The following is a 17,186-nucleotide window of genomic DNA, read 5'->3' on the forward strand; positions in this document are numbered from 1 at the left end:
GAAGTATTATGTATATCTTTGTGCTGTTCTCTCAAAACAATAAATAATATGAAAAACAGCGGCTTCACTTTTCGTAAACGACTTGCCAGTTTCCGGTATGCTTTTAATGGCATCCGTTTATTGATACAAAAAGAGCACAATGCATGGATACATTGCTTTGCTGCTATTTGTGTGGTTATAGTCGGCTTTTACTTCGGTTTATCCGAGGTGGAATGGATAGCGGTCATGATTGTAATAGGAGCCGTATTATCAGCCGAAGCAGTCAATTCATCCATTGAATCACTGGCCGATTTAGTTTCTCCCGAATATAACGAAGCAATAAAAAAGACGAAAGACCTCGCAGCAGGCGCCGTTTTAATTATGGCAATAGTGGCAGCAATAGTCGGATTGATTATATTTCTTCCCAAACTGGGTTTCTGAACGGCTATTTAAAAGAATAATCACTTATTTCATTGTTTTACAATTCTCTTTGTTTATATTTGTGCCATTATTAATTAAATATTAAAACAGGAGATTATGGCACGTACAGTAAATTATCCGAAAAGAGCAGAGAAAATCAAAGAAATGATTGATGATTTAGTAAAGGAAATGGGACATTCTCCCCGTAGAATGGCTCAGAAAAACAAAATTAAACTCATTGATATTGACTTCGAAAATGTAGACGTTGTTACATTGATGCAAGTACAGGCTCGTATCAGCCGCATCATTCTTGACAGAAGTAAATAAAGCAGACGGGGCATATCTATAAATGAAACGAATTCTTACCCTATTCATTCTTTTATTCATTTGTTTATCGGGAAAAGCGCAGGAAGTTGAGATAAGCGGAAGTCGAAAGGCTGTCCGTACATCAGGCGATGTATTGGCGTTCGTAACGCCTGTAGCGAGCCTAACTACCGTAATGGTGCTGCAGGACTGGCAAGGATTGAAACAAGGCGCTTTGGCAGGAGTTTCCACTATAGGTATGACATACGCTCTAAAGTACCTGATCAAGAAAGAGCGTCCAGACGGCAGTGACAAACATTCGTTTCCTTCCATGCATACCTCGGTATCATTTACGGGGGCAGCATTTATTCAACGGCGTTACGGTTGGAAATGGGGAATCCCAGCCTACGCAATTGCCTCATATGTGGGATGGAGCCGGACATATGCCAAAAAACACGATTGGTGGGATGTAGTGGCAGGAGCCGCTCTCGGAGCCGGAAGTGCTTACATTTTCACCCGTCCGTTTGCCGCGAAGCATAACCTGTCTATCAGCCCGGTTGCAAGCGATAAACATTTCGGAATATATGCTTCCATGACATTCTAAAAGAATCAAGCCCGGTCTCGCATCACTGCGAAGCCGGGCTTTTCTACAAAAAACAAATAGTGTTATTATCGATCTTTATTCATAATGCAGGGCATCCGCCGGCGCCATCTTGGCTGCCTTATCGGCCGGAAGCCAGATCGCAGCGACAATAGCTACTGCCAGCAAAACCCAGGTTAATAAATTGGTCAGGATAAAACGCAGGACAAGACGGTCGGGCAGATACCCCAAGTTATTTTTCCCTTGTCCCAGCGTATCGATCAAATCGAGATAGACAAACTGAACCTCGATCAGCATAGCAGGCAGAACCACGACAGTCAGCAAGCAAAGCCCTTCCAATATCAGCATCTTCCGGATATCAGTACGTGTCGATCCCATCGCCATACGCAAGCCGACTTCATCACGCCGTACACGGATGCGATACCAGAAAGTACCCATCACGCAAAGCATGATATTGACTAAGAAAAATAACATCATGCCGGTATGTACCCGTACGTCGCTTGTCTGCCCGAATCTGAAATCCGTTTCGGCATTTATCCGGTTATAGGACTTGACTCCTCTCAGGTAGAAGTTCCCGATACGCAGTTCCCGACTCATCGTATTTTTAAAGTCTTGCAGGAACCGGTCGTCCGATATGGATTCGTGGTTACGGACAGCGATCTCCATCTCATTAGTTATATTATCGGATGTTATGCGTTCCGCCCTGAAAAAGGTGAGTTGTGGACGTTCATAGTCGAAACGTTTGGTATCGCCGACTACGCCCTTCACTACATAATTCACTTCGTCGGGTTTCCTCGGGCTTTCCAATATCTGCCCGATTGCATCGCCGTCCGGGAAGAAAGTCTCTTTTGCCAGATTGCCGATTACGACGGCCTTCGGATCAGACCAGTCGAAATCTTCCACCGAGACAGGCCTGCCCTCTTTTGTCGTATAGCGGAAGACTTTGAAGAAATCGGTCCGCGGGTCGAACAGGATAGCCTGCCCGCTTCCCTCGCGTGTCGTATCTTTCCGGTTGCGGAGCCAGTCGCCGTAATAGCCGCCTCCTCCGGGCGTACTCCAACTACTCAACACGGCCAGCGCTTCCACCTCTTTATACTGGCGAATCCGGTCAAGCACGCGGTAATAATTATCAACAAGGGCAGTCGAGTCGCTTTCACCCGGCTGATAGTCGGGATGTTCCTCCGGCAGCAATGCCACATCCACCTGCCAGGTATGGTTCAGGTCCCGGCAGGAAGGCAGGCTCTTATTGTATTCCAGGACAAAGAAATAGTCCACAATGTACCAAAGCAGGCAGAAGACCAGCAAAAGTTCTATTCCGATCCATAAGTTACTCCGCCTACGGTTCCATAACTGTTTAAATATATGTACTAACATAGAGCTCCTATTTTGCGTTCAACGAATTGATGATCTGACGATGTGAAGCCCTCCAGGCCGGTACCAGCGCGGAAAGCAGGTTCAGCACGAAACAGACGAGCAGTGCAATGCCGAACACCTGGTAGTTCATCAGCATGCCGGGGGTAAAAACGACATCCGCACCTTCCGGCAAAGAGTTGACAAAGCTCGCACCGATCTGCAGAATCCAGTCACGCGTGAGATAGATCAGCATATAGGAGAAAATCAAGCCGAACACTCCACCCAATACGGTGAACAAGAAGTTCTCCGAGATGATCTGAGCCATCAACGTGCCGACCGGAGCCCCGAAAGCCCTCCTGACACCCATCTCGGACAACCGCCTTTCCATACGGGAATCGGTCATGCCGGAAAGGCTGACAGACGGAACGAGCAGGAAGATCAGGATGATCAGCCCATATTGCAGCATGATCAACCCGTAATCAGGAGTGCTGTTGCTCCAATACCGGAAGCAGGACTGCCAGTAATAATCCGGTTGCCCCAATGCCGTAAAGGTTTCTTCACCAAGCGTCTTCCCGTAACGTTCCGCATTCTCTTCCGCCTCTTTCTTCAAGGCCTTCAGGTCCGTACCCTTAGAAGCTAAGATATAAGCCCGGTAATCGCCTAATGCTTGAGTATCGTACCAACTGCTGCCCGGCTTGTACCCGTCGGCCACGGTATAAGGGAACCATACCAAAGCATAGGTACTTTCGGTCACCAGCGAAGCATCTTTTACCACGCCACATACCCGGTACTGGTGGAAATCGACCGATATAGACCTACCGGTGGCCTCGGCCGTGCCAAACAGACGGCGCGCCAGGCTCTCGGCAATGACCGCCGTCCGGATAGAAGATTGCTGGTCGGCATCGGTAAACGGTTTGCCATTCAAGAAGCGGAACTCAAAGACTTTCCAGAAGTCCGTATTCACATACTTGACCGTCACCGGCAACTGTATGGGATCTCCATCCGGCTGTACCATACATTCGCCACTATTCCTTGAAATCAGCGCCACCGCCTCCACACCTTTCAAAGAGCCGAAGCAGGTGTTGACCATCCCCTCAGAAAGGGAGCTGCTGGAGTTTGAACCGTTCTTATGTTTGATCATCCCGCTCTTGGCCACCAACATCCTGTCCCGGTTTGTCTCCGGGTAAATATTGGCGATCTTTATGTAGAAGACGATCGACAGAACCATCACCATCGACACGGACAACCCCGTCCCGACAATATAGATCAGACTGAAGAGACGCTCCTGCCGGATCAGGTTCCAAGCTTGTTTAAGATAGACTTTTAGCATATCAATTCTGTTATTAATATTCGGTCATTCGTAATGCAACGCCTCCGCCGGCGCCAATCGCGATGCCTTGCGCGACGGGTACCAGGTTGCCAGGAAGATGATGACCGCCATGACCAGCCAGGTCAGCAAGGTGACAACCCCGAAACGCATCAAGCCGACCGGCATCACTTTGGCCGAAAGCACATCCATCCACACTAAGTTCACGCAGACCAGCAACGCCGGGACAGCAGCAAGCGTCAGCAGCAACAACCCCTCCCCGATCATCAAGCCCTGGATGCCGGGACGGGTCGAGCCGACAGCCATCCGGAGGCCCAGTTCGCTACGCCGGCGGTTCACGCGGAACCAAAACGTCCCGATCACCGCCAAGAAGACATTCACCAAGAAGAAGACGCCTAAGGCAGAGAACAACTTCCGCCCGCTCTCCTCCATAGAGTTAGCTAAGAAGCCGGCACGGACCTTCCGGTACTCCCTCACGTCCGACACCCAGAAGTTCCCCACCATCAGCTGCCTCTTCATCTCCTTCAGGAACTTCCCGGCATAATCCGGAGAAGCGACATCCGGACGGATACGGAAGGTGACCTGCATCTGGGTCATTTCCTCCTCGTCCATCTCCCGATCCTTAAACATATAATCCAGATCGAGCAAGGAAAAGACAACATTCACATGCCGGAGGTCATATTCGTCATTACGCACAGGCCCGGTCACAGCCACAATGCGCTTAGGAACCGAGTCGCCTGAAATACGCAATTCCGAGCCGACCACATCCGCACGGCCGAACAGCGTCTCCGCCACTCCGGCTGAAACCATCCTGTCCGTCTCCTCCGACAAGCCCGCCAACGTCTCGCCCAACTTCTCCGGCGAATCGCCCGTAGCGGAATTGATACGGAACACCCGGAAGTAATCCGGCGATACCCTCATGTTGCGGACATTCAAGCGCGTCGAATCCTTCCAGACCCCGTCCGTCATGTTGGAGCGGGTATAAGGCAGCGAGTAATAAGACACGCCTACCACCTCCACGTCGGGATGCTGCCTGATACGGTCCACGATCCGTTCGAAGTTATGCAGCGGTTCCTCGCTCCCTTCCTCATACCGGACGAACGAGGGAGCATCCGACGAGCGGAGCGAAACGACCGCCTGATATACATTATCCAGCTTGAAGCCCACCGGACGGTTCATCAACACGCCCTGCATCAAGAAATAGTCCGCTATGAACCAAAGGACAACAAACACCACCACCAACTCCGCCAACACCCAGGTGTTGCTGCGGAACTGCGACTTGATCAATTTCAATATATGCTTTATCATCGTATATTCTGTTTTATCCGTTCAACGCATCCGTTATATTCACTTTTACCGCACGCCAGGCAGGAACCATCGAAGAGAGCAGGTTCAAGACGAGGCAAACTAAGAAGGCATAGAAGAAAACCTCCATATTGAGCAGCATCCCCGGCGAAAGGAATATCGCACCGCCCGTCCCCATCAGCATAGCAAAGATGCCGGAAGAGAGCAGGATATTCCGGAACAGGAAGACCAGCACGTATGAGAACAGTAGTCCGGCAACCCCTCCGGGCAGCATCAGCAGCATATTCTCGACGAAGATCTGCGACAGCAACGTCCCGCGAGGCGCCCCGAACGCTTTGCGGACACCGATCTCGGGAATGCGGTCCTGCATATGCGACGCGTTCAGCCCCGACAGGTTCAACGCCGGAACGAGGAGGAAGAGCACCAGCACGATCGCGAGGGCGATATAGGTCGTCTTCACATCCATCTGGAGCAGGTTGCTGACCATCCGGTCGGCATAGGAAACAGGATCGCCGACAGTGATCTGCCCTTCGGTCAAGGTCGTATTGTAGCGTTTGACCTCCCGTGCCAGTTCGGCCTTAAACGCTTCCAGATCACCGGCGTCGCGCAGGAGGATGTTGGAAAGCAACAGGCCCGCCGAACCTTCCTTCTCGTCAGACATATTTTTCATAATGACTGCCATCGACGTGTAGGGGATCCAGACGTCGGCATAGACGTCGGAAGTGATGCCAGACACGTCCGCCACCACCCCGCTCACGGTATATTCGACATCGTTGATCAAGACCGCCTGTCCCGTCACATCCGTCCTTCCGAACAGCCTCCGGGCAAGAGACTCAGCAAGCACGGCACGCGGCATGCCGGACTGGAAATCAGCGTCCGTGAAAGGTTTCCCCTCCTCGAACGTAAAGGAATAGACCTTCCAAAACTGGTCGTTACACCCCATCAGGCTGACTTTAGGCGCTTCATCGTGCCCGGGTATTTGCATAAAGATATCGCCAACCAGAAAGGGCATGATTTGCGACATGGTCGTGATGGCAACCGCTTCCGGTGTCTTCAGGTTGTAGATCACTTCCTTTACGAACCGGGGGCCATTGCCACTGTTGAGCGAACCTTTGTTGTCGTTCATCTTGAAGGAGACACTCGTCACATAGCACATCCGGTCGCGGTTCACTTCCGGGGCGATGTCGGCGGTCCGGATATGGTAGACCACCGCCATCACCATCACCATCGAGATCGCGAGTCCCGTACCGATGATGTAAACGGTGCTGAAGAAGCGGTTCTGCTTCATCAGTTGCCAGGCTTGTCTGAGATATTGTTTATACATGTCTTAAGTTATGATTTAAAGTTGTGTTATCATTCGTAATGCAACGCCTCCACCGGTTCCAGCCGCGACGCCTTGCGCGAAGGGTACCAAGTAGCCAGCATGATGATCCCCGCCAGTATGCCCCAAGTCAACAAGCTGTCAACCAGCAAACGGCCGAAGGTCACCTTCATCACCTCCGTGTTGAGGAAATCGGCATGGGCCAGGTTCAGGCAGACCAGCAACGCCGGGATAGCCGTGATCGTCAGGATCAGCAGCCCTTCGCCCGATACCAGCAGCCGGATGTCACGGCGGGTGGAACCGACAGCCATGCGCAATCCCAGTTCACCCCTGCGGCGGTTCACACGGAACCAGAACGCCCCGATCACCGCCAGGAAGACATTCACCAACAGGAAGACATTCACCGCCACGCTCATCCTGTGCATATTCACCTCCATGGAGTTCTCAAGGAACCTCCGGCGGATATCCGGGAAATATTGCACGTCGGCAAGCCAGAAGTTACCGGCCGTCAGGCTTTGTTTCATCTCTTTCTTGAACGAGGCGACATAGTCGGACGAGCCCTTTATGCCGGGACGAAGGCGGAAGCAGATCTGCATCAGCGCCAGGTCATGTTCGTTGAACGCATAGATATCCTTTTCAGCCAAAGGCATGAAAGCGACGGGCCTCAACAAGTCGAACCCTTGCTTCTTGACCGGAGCCGATATGCCGTTGACGCGGTAGGTCGTGCTGTCACCCTTATTCAATGCCAGCCGTTTCCCTTGCAGGCTGCCTTTGCCGACCAACTTCTCCTCCAACGTACGGCTAACCACCCATCCGTCAGCCAAAGCGGCTGCCAACTGTTCGGGCGAGCCCCCGTCGGCGGTACGGATATCGAACACCCGGAAATAGTCCGGCGTCACGTCATAGACAAGCCCGTTGGCAGCCGAGATCGTGTCGTTCCAATACATCCGGCTATTGTTTGCATAATTGTAAGGGACCGAATGCGGTTGGCAATAGGTGACGGCCTCTACGTCGGGATGCGTACGGAGACGCTCGATGACGCGCAGATAGTTTTTCACCATCTCGTCGCTCCCCTCTTCATAGCGGACATAGGCGGGGCTGGTGGCCGGACGGGCAGCCAGCGTCACCTTGCAGACATTCTCCACCGAAAAGCCTTCCGGCTGCAACGCGACGACGCCCTGCATCAGGAACATGTCGACCGACCACCAAAGGAGGATAAAGACGATCAGTAATTCCGTGAACACCCAGGCGTTACCTTCGCCCTGTACCTTGATCAGTTTGAGTATATGTTTGAACATAGCTTTCTTCATTTAACTTTTAATAGCCTCTATCGTATTCACCTGCACGGCCCGCCATACCGGTATCACCGACGACAAGAAGTTGAGCAGCAGGCACACTAAGAAAGCATACCCGAAGACTGCCGGATTCATCATCATCCCCGGCGTCAGTTCCAGATTCGCCCCACCCGTCATCATGACGAACATCCCCGGCGTGAGCAGCAGGTTGCGGAAAAGGATGATCAGCAGGTAGGAGAACAGCAGCCCGACCAGTCCGCCGGGCAGCATCAGCACCATATTCTCGATCAAGACCTGCATGACTAATCCCATCCTGCGCGCCCCGAAAGCCTTGCGCACACCCAGTTCGGCAATCCGGTCCTGCATATGCGAGGCGTTGAGCCCCGACAGGTTGATCGCCGGGATCAACAGGAAAAGCACTACCAACAGGCAAAGGGCTATCGTTACGATGTTTACCGGCTTTACTCCTCCCGCATTCGTACCGCCGGTACCGATGCTTCCTCCCACAAACTGCGCGATAATATGCTTTCCATGCCCCTCCAGACCGTTCATCAACCGGATCTTCCCGTCGCGCAAGGTGGAGTTATAACGTTCTATCTGCTTGTCCAACTCAGCGGCCACCTCCTGTCCGGACACGCCGCGGGCGGGCAGTATGTACCCCACAAGGAACCCTCCCGAAAGATCACGCTCGCTACTTCCCGTCTCCATAACGACGGGAAGGCAGGTATAAGGAACCCACAGGTCGGCTGCCACCGAAGGGGTTATGAACGAGACATCCTTCACCACTCCGCTCACGATATATTCCACATCATCCAGCAGGAACCCCTGCCCCGACACGTCCGTCCGCGAAAAGAGCTTCTTTGCCAGCGACTCCGACACCACCACCCGGGGCAGTGCGGACTGGAACTCGGCCTCGCCGAAAGGTTTGCCGTCGATGAAGGAGAAGTCGAAAAGGCGCCAGAAACCGTCGTTCGTCCCCATCATCGACACCTTGTAAGGATCGCCATCTCCGGACAGCCGGGCATACGAGTCGCCTGCCAGTATCGACATGATCGTCGGTTCGGTCGTCACGGCCACCTCCTCAGCGGTCTGCAGGGACAGTAGGCATTCCTTTGCCGTACGGTTGCTGAAGAAGAACGAGCTCGTGCTGTTTCCCCACGCATATTCAAGGAAGGTGGCATACAGCATCCGGTCGCGATGTACCTCCGGCGCCATATTGGAAGTACGGATATGGTAGGCGATCGCCATCACCATCACCATCGAGATCGCGAGTCCCGTACCGATGATGTAGACGGTGCTGAAGAAGCTGTTCTGCTTCATCAGTTGCCAGGCTTGTCTGAGATATTGTCTATACATATATAATATGTTTGTTTATATAAGGATGATGTATCGTGTGACCGATAATCCATCCTTTTTCATTATTACCTTTTTATTATGCTTATCTTTACCATCCTAATCATTCAATCTGAACACGTATGGATAAAGAATTACCTAAATCAGCATTAGGACCGAAGCCACCCAGATCATTCATCCGCGTAAGCAAAAGCAATCTTCCGGGTTACAAAGGCTATAGAGCCAGTGTCATCTTCCGCTCCACCATCGACATCGACACGATCGCCGAACGCATTGTAGCCAAAATAGGCAACTTCAACAAAGAGACCCTCGTCACGTCGTTCGATCTGATCAAAAAAGAGATCTATAAGGCAGTCGAGGACGGTTTCAACGTCGACTTCGGCTTCGGCCGTACAGAAATCACTCCCAACGGGAGCTTCGAATACCTCGACGAGAAGTTCGACAGCAAGAAACATACGCTCGTCCCCAACCTCCGCCCTTCGCCCCAACTGAAACAGCGTACGGCACGCATCCCGGTCGAGAATATCACATTAGAGACGTTTGCCAACGCTCCCCGCCCCGCTTACGTCAGTCTCAAGATCGAACCGCGTACCGTCGATAGTACCGAGCCTTACAACCAGCTTCCTGCCGGGCGGCATCCGTTTATCTCGATCTACGGCAGCCGCCTTACGCTGATGGGCGACCTGCCCGGCGTCGGCGTCCAGCTCCGGTGTGTCGCGACCGGCGAAGAGTATTTCTATCCTTCCAGCGAGATGTCTGTCAATTCGTCGAACCGCCTTTGCTTCCTCACCGACATCGACTTTACGCCCGGTGAATGGGAGGCGGTTATCGGCAGCCAGTACACCCCCACTTATCATCTATATAAGAAGGAGCGTTACGGCTATCTCACCTTTACCGTTGTGTGACACCTCGATGCAGGTAACCATCTAACCTGCCCCATAGCTATGAGGCTTATCACCTCATAGGTTTGAGGCTATCGACCTCATAGGTTTGAGGTTTATCACCTCATAGCTATGAGGCATGTTAGATGCAAGCAAGCATCGAGCCTGCAAGACGTCCATGTCCGGGTAGTGACTGAGAGCAGCGTCTCCCTACATCACCTGCCGGCCGTCGAAGAAGCGCACGGTGCGTGAGGTCTGCTTGGCCTGTTCTTCGTTGTGAGTTACCATGACGATGGTGCGGCCGTCTTCCTTGTTCAGTTTGTGGAGCAGTTCCATGACTTCGGCCCCCATCTTGGAGTCGAGGTTACCGGTCGGCTCATCGGCGAGGATGATGTCGGGGTTGCCGACGATGGCACGGGCAATGGCGACACGCTGGCACTGGCCGCCGGAGAGCTGCGTCGGGAAGTGGCGCATGCGGTGCGAGAGGCCGACCTTTTCGAGCACGGCTTCGGCGGCTTCACGGCGTTCCTTGGCACTGACCTTGCGGTAGAGAAGGGGCAGTTCGACGTTATCGAGTACGTTCAACGAGTTGATCAGGTGGAAGGATTGGAAGACGAAGCCTAACTTCCGGTTACGGAACTCGGCTAATTGCTTGTCGTTCATATTGACTGTGTTTGTACCGGCAATCTCGACAGTACCGTAGGTCGGGGCGTCTAAGAGCCCGATGATGTTCAGCAGTGTGGATTTACCGCAACCGGAGGGGCCCATGATGCTCAGGAATTCACCTTTATTGACTGTAAGGTTCACATTCTCTAAGGCAACCGTTTCGATTTCTTTCGTCCGGTAGATCTTTTCAAGATTTGTAAGTGTTATCATAATCGTTATTGTTTGTTGTGGGCAGGTTGAGGCTGCCCGTTATTAGTATATTCCTTGTATGTACTTCCTATGGGCAAATTGCGTGCCAAAGAGGTAAGTGATTATTAATCAATTGCAATGCAAAACAAGAGGTGTCCGATATTGAACACATTGTCCGTTTTCGTCGTAGAGACGCACGGCCGTGCGTCTCTACCCCCCCGTCCATTTATTCGTCATGCAGCGTATCGGCCGGTTGCAGGCGCATGGCGCGGCAGGCAGGGAAGCCGATGCCGACGGCGACCATGATGCCGATCAGCCCGAGCGTCATCCCCATGCCGCAAAGCAGGCGGTCCGCCACCGGGATCAGCATCTCGCTCTGCTCCGTCACCTCCAGGTGCATCAGGTTCGCAAAGACGATCGCCGCAGGGATGAACGCCACGCCTAAGAGAACAAACCCCTCGGCAAGAAGGTGGCGGAAGATGCCCCGGCGCGAAGCCCCCATCGCCATCCTAAGGCCGATCTCGGCGCTGCGCTGCTGCGTGCGGAGCCAGAAGGTCCCGATGATGCCGAGGAAGACGTTGAGCAGGAAGAAGATAATGCCGGAGAAATAGACCCGTATATCGTCCGTCCACGACCGTAGCATCTCGTCGCGATAGTACGACATCGGGATTATCTCTTTCAAATAGATGTTGCCGAGGCACAGTTGCTGCGACATCTCACGTGTGAAGCCGGCAGCGAAGCGGCTATTGTCGGCATCCGGCTTCACACGGATGAAAAGGCGCATGCCATTGACCGCCTGGACACTCGAATTATGGAAATCCTCGTCCGTGCCGACCGGTTTATAATAAGCATAGCTATATTCATGAAACTCCGAATAACGTTGCGGTTCGGAGACTGCACCGATACGATAGAATACGCTGTCCCGGTCGCCCTGGTCGGTTATCTGGATCTCCTGGTTCTGTGCTTTCGAAGCATTGCCGAAAAAGTCATCGGCTACGGTAGCGGTGACCACCACCTGTTTCTCACGCAAGGCCTGTTCCAGCTTTTCACTCGGTCCGCCATCGGCCGTCTTCACCCTGAAGACGCGGAAGTAAGACGGATCAACAAAACGCACATACCCGTTACGCACCAAGGAGTCTTGCTTGAATGAAGCAAAACGGTTGTTAAAGCGATAATGGAAATGGATGTTGCTGGTAAAGCAGACATCCTCCACTTTCGGATGATGGGCCAGACGGTCACGGAGCGTCAGGAAGTCGGCCGCACCGAACCGGTTGTGCGCGGCTGTCGTATCGTAGTCGGCGCTACCTTGCGGGACGGTTGCGAGTTCCACATAATAGACATGCGAAATATCGAAGCCGACCGGCCGTGAATAGCTCTTGTAGTTGACAAACAAGGCATCTGCCGCATACCAGAGGAAAACCGACACGATTACCAATTCGAGATAGATGAGCATATTCGTTTTGCGCTCATTCCAAAGTTGTATGAAGATCATTCGTAACATAAGCCATCAACCGTTAATAGAGTTCGTAATGTTCACCCGTGACACCCGCCATGCCGGTATTCCCGCCGACATCAGGTTCATCACCAAGCAGAAAAACAAAGCAGCTAAGAAGACGTAGCCGTTGAGCATGTTCATCGACAATCCGGCCTCTCCCAGCGAAGTGACTAACAGCCAGTCGCGCAACAGCCACATGGCGACGTACGAGAGACAAAGCCCCAACAGGCCGCCCGCCAACGTGAGCACCAGATTCTCCATCAGGACCTGCCCGATGATGTTCCCCTTCGTGGCTCCGAAAGCGCGCCGTACTCCCAGCTCGGCGATTCGTTTGCGCATCCTCGACAGCGTGATCCCCGAAAGGTTCAAGGCGGGGACGAGCAGCAGGACAAACAGGATGATTGCGTAGCGGAGGTAGACTTTCGCCACCGTCCCTCCCTGCCCGACATTCGAGGCATACATCCATTCTTCGATCTGCGAGTTGGGTTGGTCGAATATTTTGGCCCGGTAGTCGGACAGCCCGGAGTTATAGAGGCGGACACGTTCATCCACTTCCTGTTTGAGATCAGTACGGCTACATCCTTCTTTCAGCAAGACATAGCAGCAGAACATACCACTAATGCCTTCATCCCAGCTCTGCTCGTAAGACGACGCAGTGGTATAGGGAATCCAAATATCGGCATACGACTTCTTTGCAAAACGGGAAACATCCTTCACTACCCCGCAAACACGGAAAACCGTAAAGTCGAGCTTTATCTCTTTGCCTACCGCCTGTTCGCTGCCGAACAGGGTGCGGGCCACGCTCTCACTGAGCACAGCTTCACGGATACCGCTCTCGAAGTTGGCCTGCGTAAAAGGCGCACCGCCGATGAAATCGAAGTCGAAGAACTTCCAGAAAGCGGGATCGGTTTCTATAATCCGGCTGTTGTAGTTGTTCAGGCCGTCCATGCTGGTTGCCGGTTGTTTGCTCCAATCGTCACGGATGACGGCTGTTACCAGTTCCGCACTCTTCAATGGGTAATAGCATCCACGTATGAAAGGCAGGCCGATGTTGCCATAAGAGATACGCCGCCCGTCTTCCTTTCCTTCCGACATCACCGAATTGAAATAATAAGAACGCCCCCGGTTCACCTCCGGCTTGAACCCTGCCGTATTCACGACATACAAGATCACGATCACCATGATCATGCAAATGGCCAAGGCTGTCCCGAGGATGGAGATCACGCTTAGCAGCTTGTTCTCCGTCAGAAGCCGGATGGCTTGTTTGAAGTATTGTTTAATCATAATCGAACTATTGTTTAATATGCCAGGATAGTAAACAAATCGCGTGCCAAACAGCTAACCCACTGATTTGATGCAAGGTGTACAAAAGCCGAATGTCCGATAATGAACAGTGGAGTCATTATCGGACATTCGGCTTTTGTACGGTTTCGGTAATCCGGTCACTCTTCGAACCGGGAAAGGGAATCGAGCAAAGCGGCGATCTCATCGGAAGAGATGGTGTCGCGGTCGGCCTTGTCATAGATCGTGAGCAGCGTTACCACACCTTCCTCATCGGCACAAATGATCGCCTCGGTATAGGTAATCACCCTCGCCCCATGACTTTTGCCCTTTCGCTTGGATGTGATGGCCATACGGACCTTACGCACACCACCACCGAGGCTGACGCCGAGGCGAGGGCTTTCTTCCAGTTCATCGATCAGATCATCCACATCATCTTTCAAGGAGCGGTATCGTTTGCTCAAACGCTTGAACTCCCGGTCGAACGTCTCATGATGGATAATAACTTTAGTCATACTAATCAATCTAAAGTTTTCAACCACTCCCGGGCATCCATAAACTTATGCCCGACATTCTTACCCTCACGCAGATCCTTCAAATCCTTCAGTCCTTCCCTTATATCGGCCAGAATCTCCTCTTTGGTAGGCTCCACATAACCGTCAGTTTCCATTTCTTTTACCCTTGCCTTTTCTTTGAGGCGGCGGAGGGAGGCAAGGGCCCTCTTGATCAGTTGCTCATTGTCATCGAGAGACATTACCTCTTGCAACAACGACATTTTCATTTCAATAGCAGACATAACGCATTCCTTTCTTTTTGGTTTACAGCCACAAAGATAACAAAGAATTATGAAAGTAGAAAGTCCTACTCATAATGTAACGCTTCCGCCGGCGCCAGCCGTACCGCTTTACGCACCGGGAACCAGATGCCGATGCAGATCATGGTGCCCATCAGGAGGTAGGTGAAGCCGAAAGTCATGAGGAAACGCATGAAGGTGAGCGGTTGCCGGTACGAATCGAGCTGATCCATATAAGCCATGTTAAAGGCGAAGATGACCAGCAGGGGCAATGTCAAGGCCAACAAGCAAAGCCCCTCGGTATACATATAGCGTTCCAGCGTGATACGGTGAGCACCCAAAGCCACCCGGAGGCCGATCTCGCCTTTGCGGTTCTGCATACGAAGCCAGAAAGTACCGATGATGCCGAAAAAGACATTTACCAGCATAAAGGCCATCAGGGACATCTTGTTATTCACTTCCCGCTCCTTCCACCCCAGATGCTGTTCGCGGAAAGAGGAGATCGGGGCAATGCCGTAGACATAGAGGTTGTTGACCTTCAACCTCTCCCACATTCCGTCCAGGAACAGGTTCATCTCGTTCTGCGTATAAGGACGTTTCATCCGGACACAAAACTCGGCGCTGCCGGCACCGAAGCTACTGACAACGGAATTGTAAGTTTCACCTTCCAAACACTGGAAATAAGAGGCTTCCGGACGCTCGTATTCATTCGTGCGGATGGAGGCGGAAACCGCTGCGATCTCGGACGACAGATCATGACCACCATGATACACGCGGCGGCCAACGACATTCGGGGCGCCATGATAGAAACCTTCCGCCATTTCCGGTGTGATCACAATCACGTTATGCCGCCCTGAGACCTTGTCGTACACCGGCTCCCCGTCGGCCGTCCGAATACGGAAAAGACGGAAATATTCAGGCGTGACGTTACGCATCTGGAATGTCTCCATATGGGCCGCATAGAGGGTGTCGCCATCCACCGGCTTGACTTCCCTCCAGGAATTACCGTTTGAATAGGGGCAGGAATAGAAGGTGACGCAAACATCCTCCACCTCCGGGTTCTGGCGGATCTGAGTCATCAACTGCGTCAGGTCTTCCGGGTCGGACGAGTGGTAGAGGGAGTCAGGGACGTAGGCCGGCGCCTTCACATCCAGTTTGCTCAACTTAAAACGCCATACGTTTTCTATGTCGAAACCGAGCGGTGCATGATATGTCCGGTAATCTACCCAGAACGTATCGACCATCATCCAGAGCACCGCTGCCACCACTAACAGCTCCGCAAATATCCAGCCGTTGCTGCGGCGCTGGTTCCACATTATCTTTAGAATATGTTTGATCATTGTATTTGGTTTATTTATTGTTTAACGCATCCACAATCTGTTCACGGGCGATGCGGATTGCCGGGAGGCCGGCGCTCAGCAAGTTCAACAGCAGGGTAAAAAAGAGGGCAGCAACGAACAGGACAGGCTTGAAAAGCATTTCGAAGGTAACCGCTGTCTCCTTTGTCAAGAGAAACGACTTGCAAAGTTGAAGCAATATTACAGACAGGACGATCCCGATCACCCCCCCGATCAGGGTGACAATCAGATTCTCACATAAGACCTGTGTCAGCAGACGCCCTTTCGTTGCCCCGAACGCCTTGCGGAGTCCCATCTCGGAGCGGCGTTTCTGGACGGACGACTGGACGACACCTGTCAGGTTCAGCGTCGGCACCAATAGCAGGAACAACAGCAAAGGAGCCGTTTCCGTCAGATATTCTTTCCATCCTCTCAAGATACCTCCGTTCATATCGTTCGATCCCAGTGCCACGTCCAAACGGGAGAACACGAAGTTCATCCCTAAAACGAACTCCCGGCCGGCAGAATTGTAACGGCCGACTACCTGCTTGACTTCCGTACGGATCGCCTCGAAATCGCTCGCCGAACGAGCCAGGATAACCCCCTGGAAACTGCCGCAGACACCTCCGCACGACATATTGTTCACATAATTCGTATTGCTGGTATAAGGGGCCCAAACATCCGCATAGGCGCTATCTGCTGCCCGTGTCGGGGCCTCCACCACTCCCGTAACCGTATAGGACACGTACCCCATCAGCACCTCTTTCCCTATCGGGTCTTCCGATCCGAAAAGCTTGCGGGCCAACGTATTCGTAATGACCACGCGAGGCAGACCGGAACTGAAATCGGCATCCGTAAACGGTTTGCCGGAAGTGAAGCGGAAATCAAAGACCTTCCAGAAGCCGGGATCGGTATACTTTATTACATACTCCTCGAACAACTGGCGATCCGGCAACAAAACAATCGCCTTGTTGCTCGCTATCGCCGTCACCGCTTCGGGCGTTTGAAGCGCATAGAGGCATTCCTTCACTACGCCGTCGGACATGGCGGTAGAGTTCCGGTTCTTACCATCCCGCGAGTCCGCCCGTATTCCCATGATATAAAGCATTCTGCCGCGGTTCGACTCCGGACGGAAACCGACCAGCTTGATTTGTAACTGAAGGATCACCACCAATATCATCGCAATGGAAAGCGCCGTACCAAGGATCGAAATCACACTGGTAAGGCGATTCTCCTTCAACATCTGGATGGCTTGTTTAAAGTATTGTTTGAACATATTCCTTATTA

General features: G+C 52.4%; 17 protein-coding genes. 4 read left to right on the forward strand and 13 right to left on the reverse strand.

Features of this window, described 5'->3' with window-relative positions:
* Positions 1–48: 48 nt before the first annotated feature.
* The 3 genes from ACPYIV_RS09935 (at position 49) to ACPYIV_RS09945 (ending at position 1,306) form a co-directional block, all read left to right on the forward strand.
* Positions 49–420, forward strand: coding sequence for a diacylglycerol kinase family protein (locus ACPYIV_RS09935; protein ID WP_293733285.1), 372 nt, complete (start codon positions 49–51; stop codon positions 418–420).
* A 96-nt stretch (positions 421–516) separates the two neighbouring features.
* Positions 517–726 (forward strand): hypothetical protein, encoded by a 210-nt coding sequence (locus ACPYIV_RS09940; RefSeq protein WP_293733284.1) that lies wholly within the window; start codon positions 517–519, stop codon positions 724–726.
* A gap of 22 nt (positions 727–748) precedes the next feature.
* The gene (locus ACPYIV_RS09945) at positions 749–1,306 is read left to right on the forward strand and encodes a phosphatase PAP2 family protein (RefSeq protein WP_293739473.1); all 558 of its coding nucleotides are present in this window, start codon (positions 749–751) and stop codon (positions 1,304–1,306) included.
* Between the two features lie 75 nt (positions 1,307–1,381).
* Here the strand turns inward: ACPYIV_RS09945 and ACPYIV_RS09950 are convergent, their stop codons facing one another.
* The 6 genes from ACPYIV_RS09950 to ACPYIV_RS09975 are packed head-to-tail and all read right to left on the reverse strand — an operon-like array spanning position 1,382 to position 9,260.
* On the reverse strand, positions 1,382–2,677 hold the full coding sequence (locus ACPYIV_RS09950; protein ID WP_425886433.1) for an ABC transporter permease: 1,296 nt from the start codon (positions 2,675–2,677) through the stop codon (positions 1,382–1,384).
* Positions 2,678–2,684: 7 nt separating this feature from the next.
* Positions 2,685–3,986, reverse strand: a complete 1,302-nt coding sequence (locus ACPYIV_RS09955) for an ABC transporter permease (protein WP_425886434.1) — start codon at positions 3,984–3,986, stop codon at positions 2,685–2,687.
* Between the two features lie 24 nt (positions 3,987–4,010).
* Positions 4,011–5,291 (reverse strand): ABC transporter permease, encoded by a 1,281-nt coding sequence (locus ACPYIV_RS09960; RefSeq protein ID WP_425886435.1) that lies wholly within the window; start codon positions 5,289–5,291, stop codon positions 4,011–4,013.
* Between the two features lie 13 nt (positions 5,292–5,304).
* Entirely contained in the window at positions 5,305–6,612 is a 1,308-nt protein-coding gene (locus ACPYIV_RS09965) for an ABC transporter permease (protein ID WP_425886436.1), read from the reverse strand.
* 29 nt (positions 6,613–6,641) lie between these two features.
* On the reverse strand, positions 6,642–7,907 hold the full coding sequence (locus ACPYIV_RS09970) for an ABC transporter permease (protein WP_425886437.1): 1,266 nt from the start codon (positions 7,905–7,907) through the stop codon (positions 6,642–6,644).
* A 12-nt stretch (positions 7,908–7,919) separates the two neighbouring features.
* Positions 7,920–9,260 (reverse strand): ABC transporter permease, encoded by a 1,341-nt coding sequence (locus ACPYIV_RS09975; RefSeq protein ID WP_425886438.1) that lies wholly within the window; start codon positions 9,258–9,260, stop codon positions 7,920–7,922.
* A gap of 119 nt (positions 9,261–9,379) precedes the next feature.
* Between ACPYIV_RS09975 and ACPYIV_RS09980 the strand changes: the two genes are divergently transcribed.
* Positions 9,380–10,162, forward strand: coding sequence for a DNA-binding domain-containing protein (locus ACPYIV_RS09980; protein ID WP_293739480.1), 783 nt, complete (start codon positions 9,380–9,382; stop codon positions 10,160–10,162).
* A gap of 186 nt (positions 10,163–10,348) precedes the next feature.
* Here the strand turns inward: ACPYIV_RS09980 and ACPYIV_RS09985 are convergent, their stop codons facing one another.
* The 7 genes from ACPYIV_RS09985 to ACPYIV_RS10015 all read right to left on the reverse strand — a co-directional run bounded on the left by ACPYIV_RS09985 (position 10,349) and on the right by ACPYIV_RS10015 (position 17,175).
* Positions 10,349–11,014 carry an ABC transporter ATP-binding protein gene (locus ACPYIV_RS09985; protein ID WP_293733275.1) on the reverse strand — a complete coding sequence of 222 codons (666 nt, stop codon included), beginning with the start codon at positions 11,012–11,014 and terminating at the stop codon, positions 10,349–10,351.
* 205 nt (positions 11,015–11,219) lie between these two features.
* Positions 11,220–12,494, reverse strand: a complete 1,275-nt coding sequence (locus ACPYIV_RS09990; protein ID WP_425886439.1) for an ABC transporter permease — start codon at positions 12,492–12,494, stop codon at positions 11,220–11,222.
* Between the two features lie 6 nt (positions 12,495–12,500).
* Positions 12,501–13,772 carry an ABC transporter permease gene (locus ACPYIV_RS09995; protein ID WP_425886440.1) on the reverse strand — a complete coding sequence of 424 codons (1,272 nt, stop codon included), beginning with the start codon at positions 13,770–13,772 and terminating at the stop codon, positions 12,501–12,503.
* Positions 13,773–13,930: 158 nt separating this feature from the next.
* The gene (locus ACPYIV_RS10000; RefSeq protein ID WP_293733274.1) at positions 13,931–14,284 is read right to left on the reverse strand and encodes a type II toxin-antitoxin system RelE/ParE family toxin; all 354 of its coding nucleotides are present in this window, start codon (positions 14,282–14,284) and stop codon (positions 13,931–13,933) included.
* 5 nt (positions 14,285–14,289) lie between these two features.
* Positions 14,290–14,565 (reverse strand): hypothetical protein, encoded by a 276-nt coding sequence (locus ACPYIV_RS10005; protein WP_293739481.1) that lies wholly within the window; start codon positions 14,563–14,565, stop codon positions 14,290–14,292.
* A gap of 65 nt (positions 14,566–14,630) precedes the next feature.
* Positions 14,631–15,902, reverse strand: a complete 1,272-nt coding sequence (locus ACPYIV_RS10010; RefSeq protein ID WP_425886441.1) for an ABC transporter permease — start codon at positions 15,900–15,902, stop codon at positions 14,631–14,633.
* 10 nt (positions 15,903–15,912) lie between these two features.
* Positions 15,913–17,175, reverse strand: a complete 1,263-nt coding sequence (locus tag ACPYIV_RS10015) for an ABC transporter permease (protein WP_300761337.1) — start codon at positions 17,173–17,175, stop codon at positions 15,913–15,915.
* Positions 17,176–17,186: the final 11 nt, after the last annotated feature.

Source organism: Parabacteroides vesiculifaciens (assembly GCF_049860805.1).
Classification (GTDB): Bacteria; Bacteroidota; Bacteroidia; order Bacteroidales; family Tannerellaceae; genus Parabacteroides.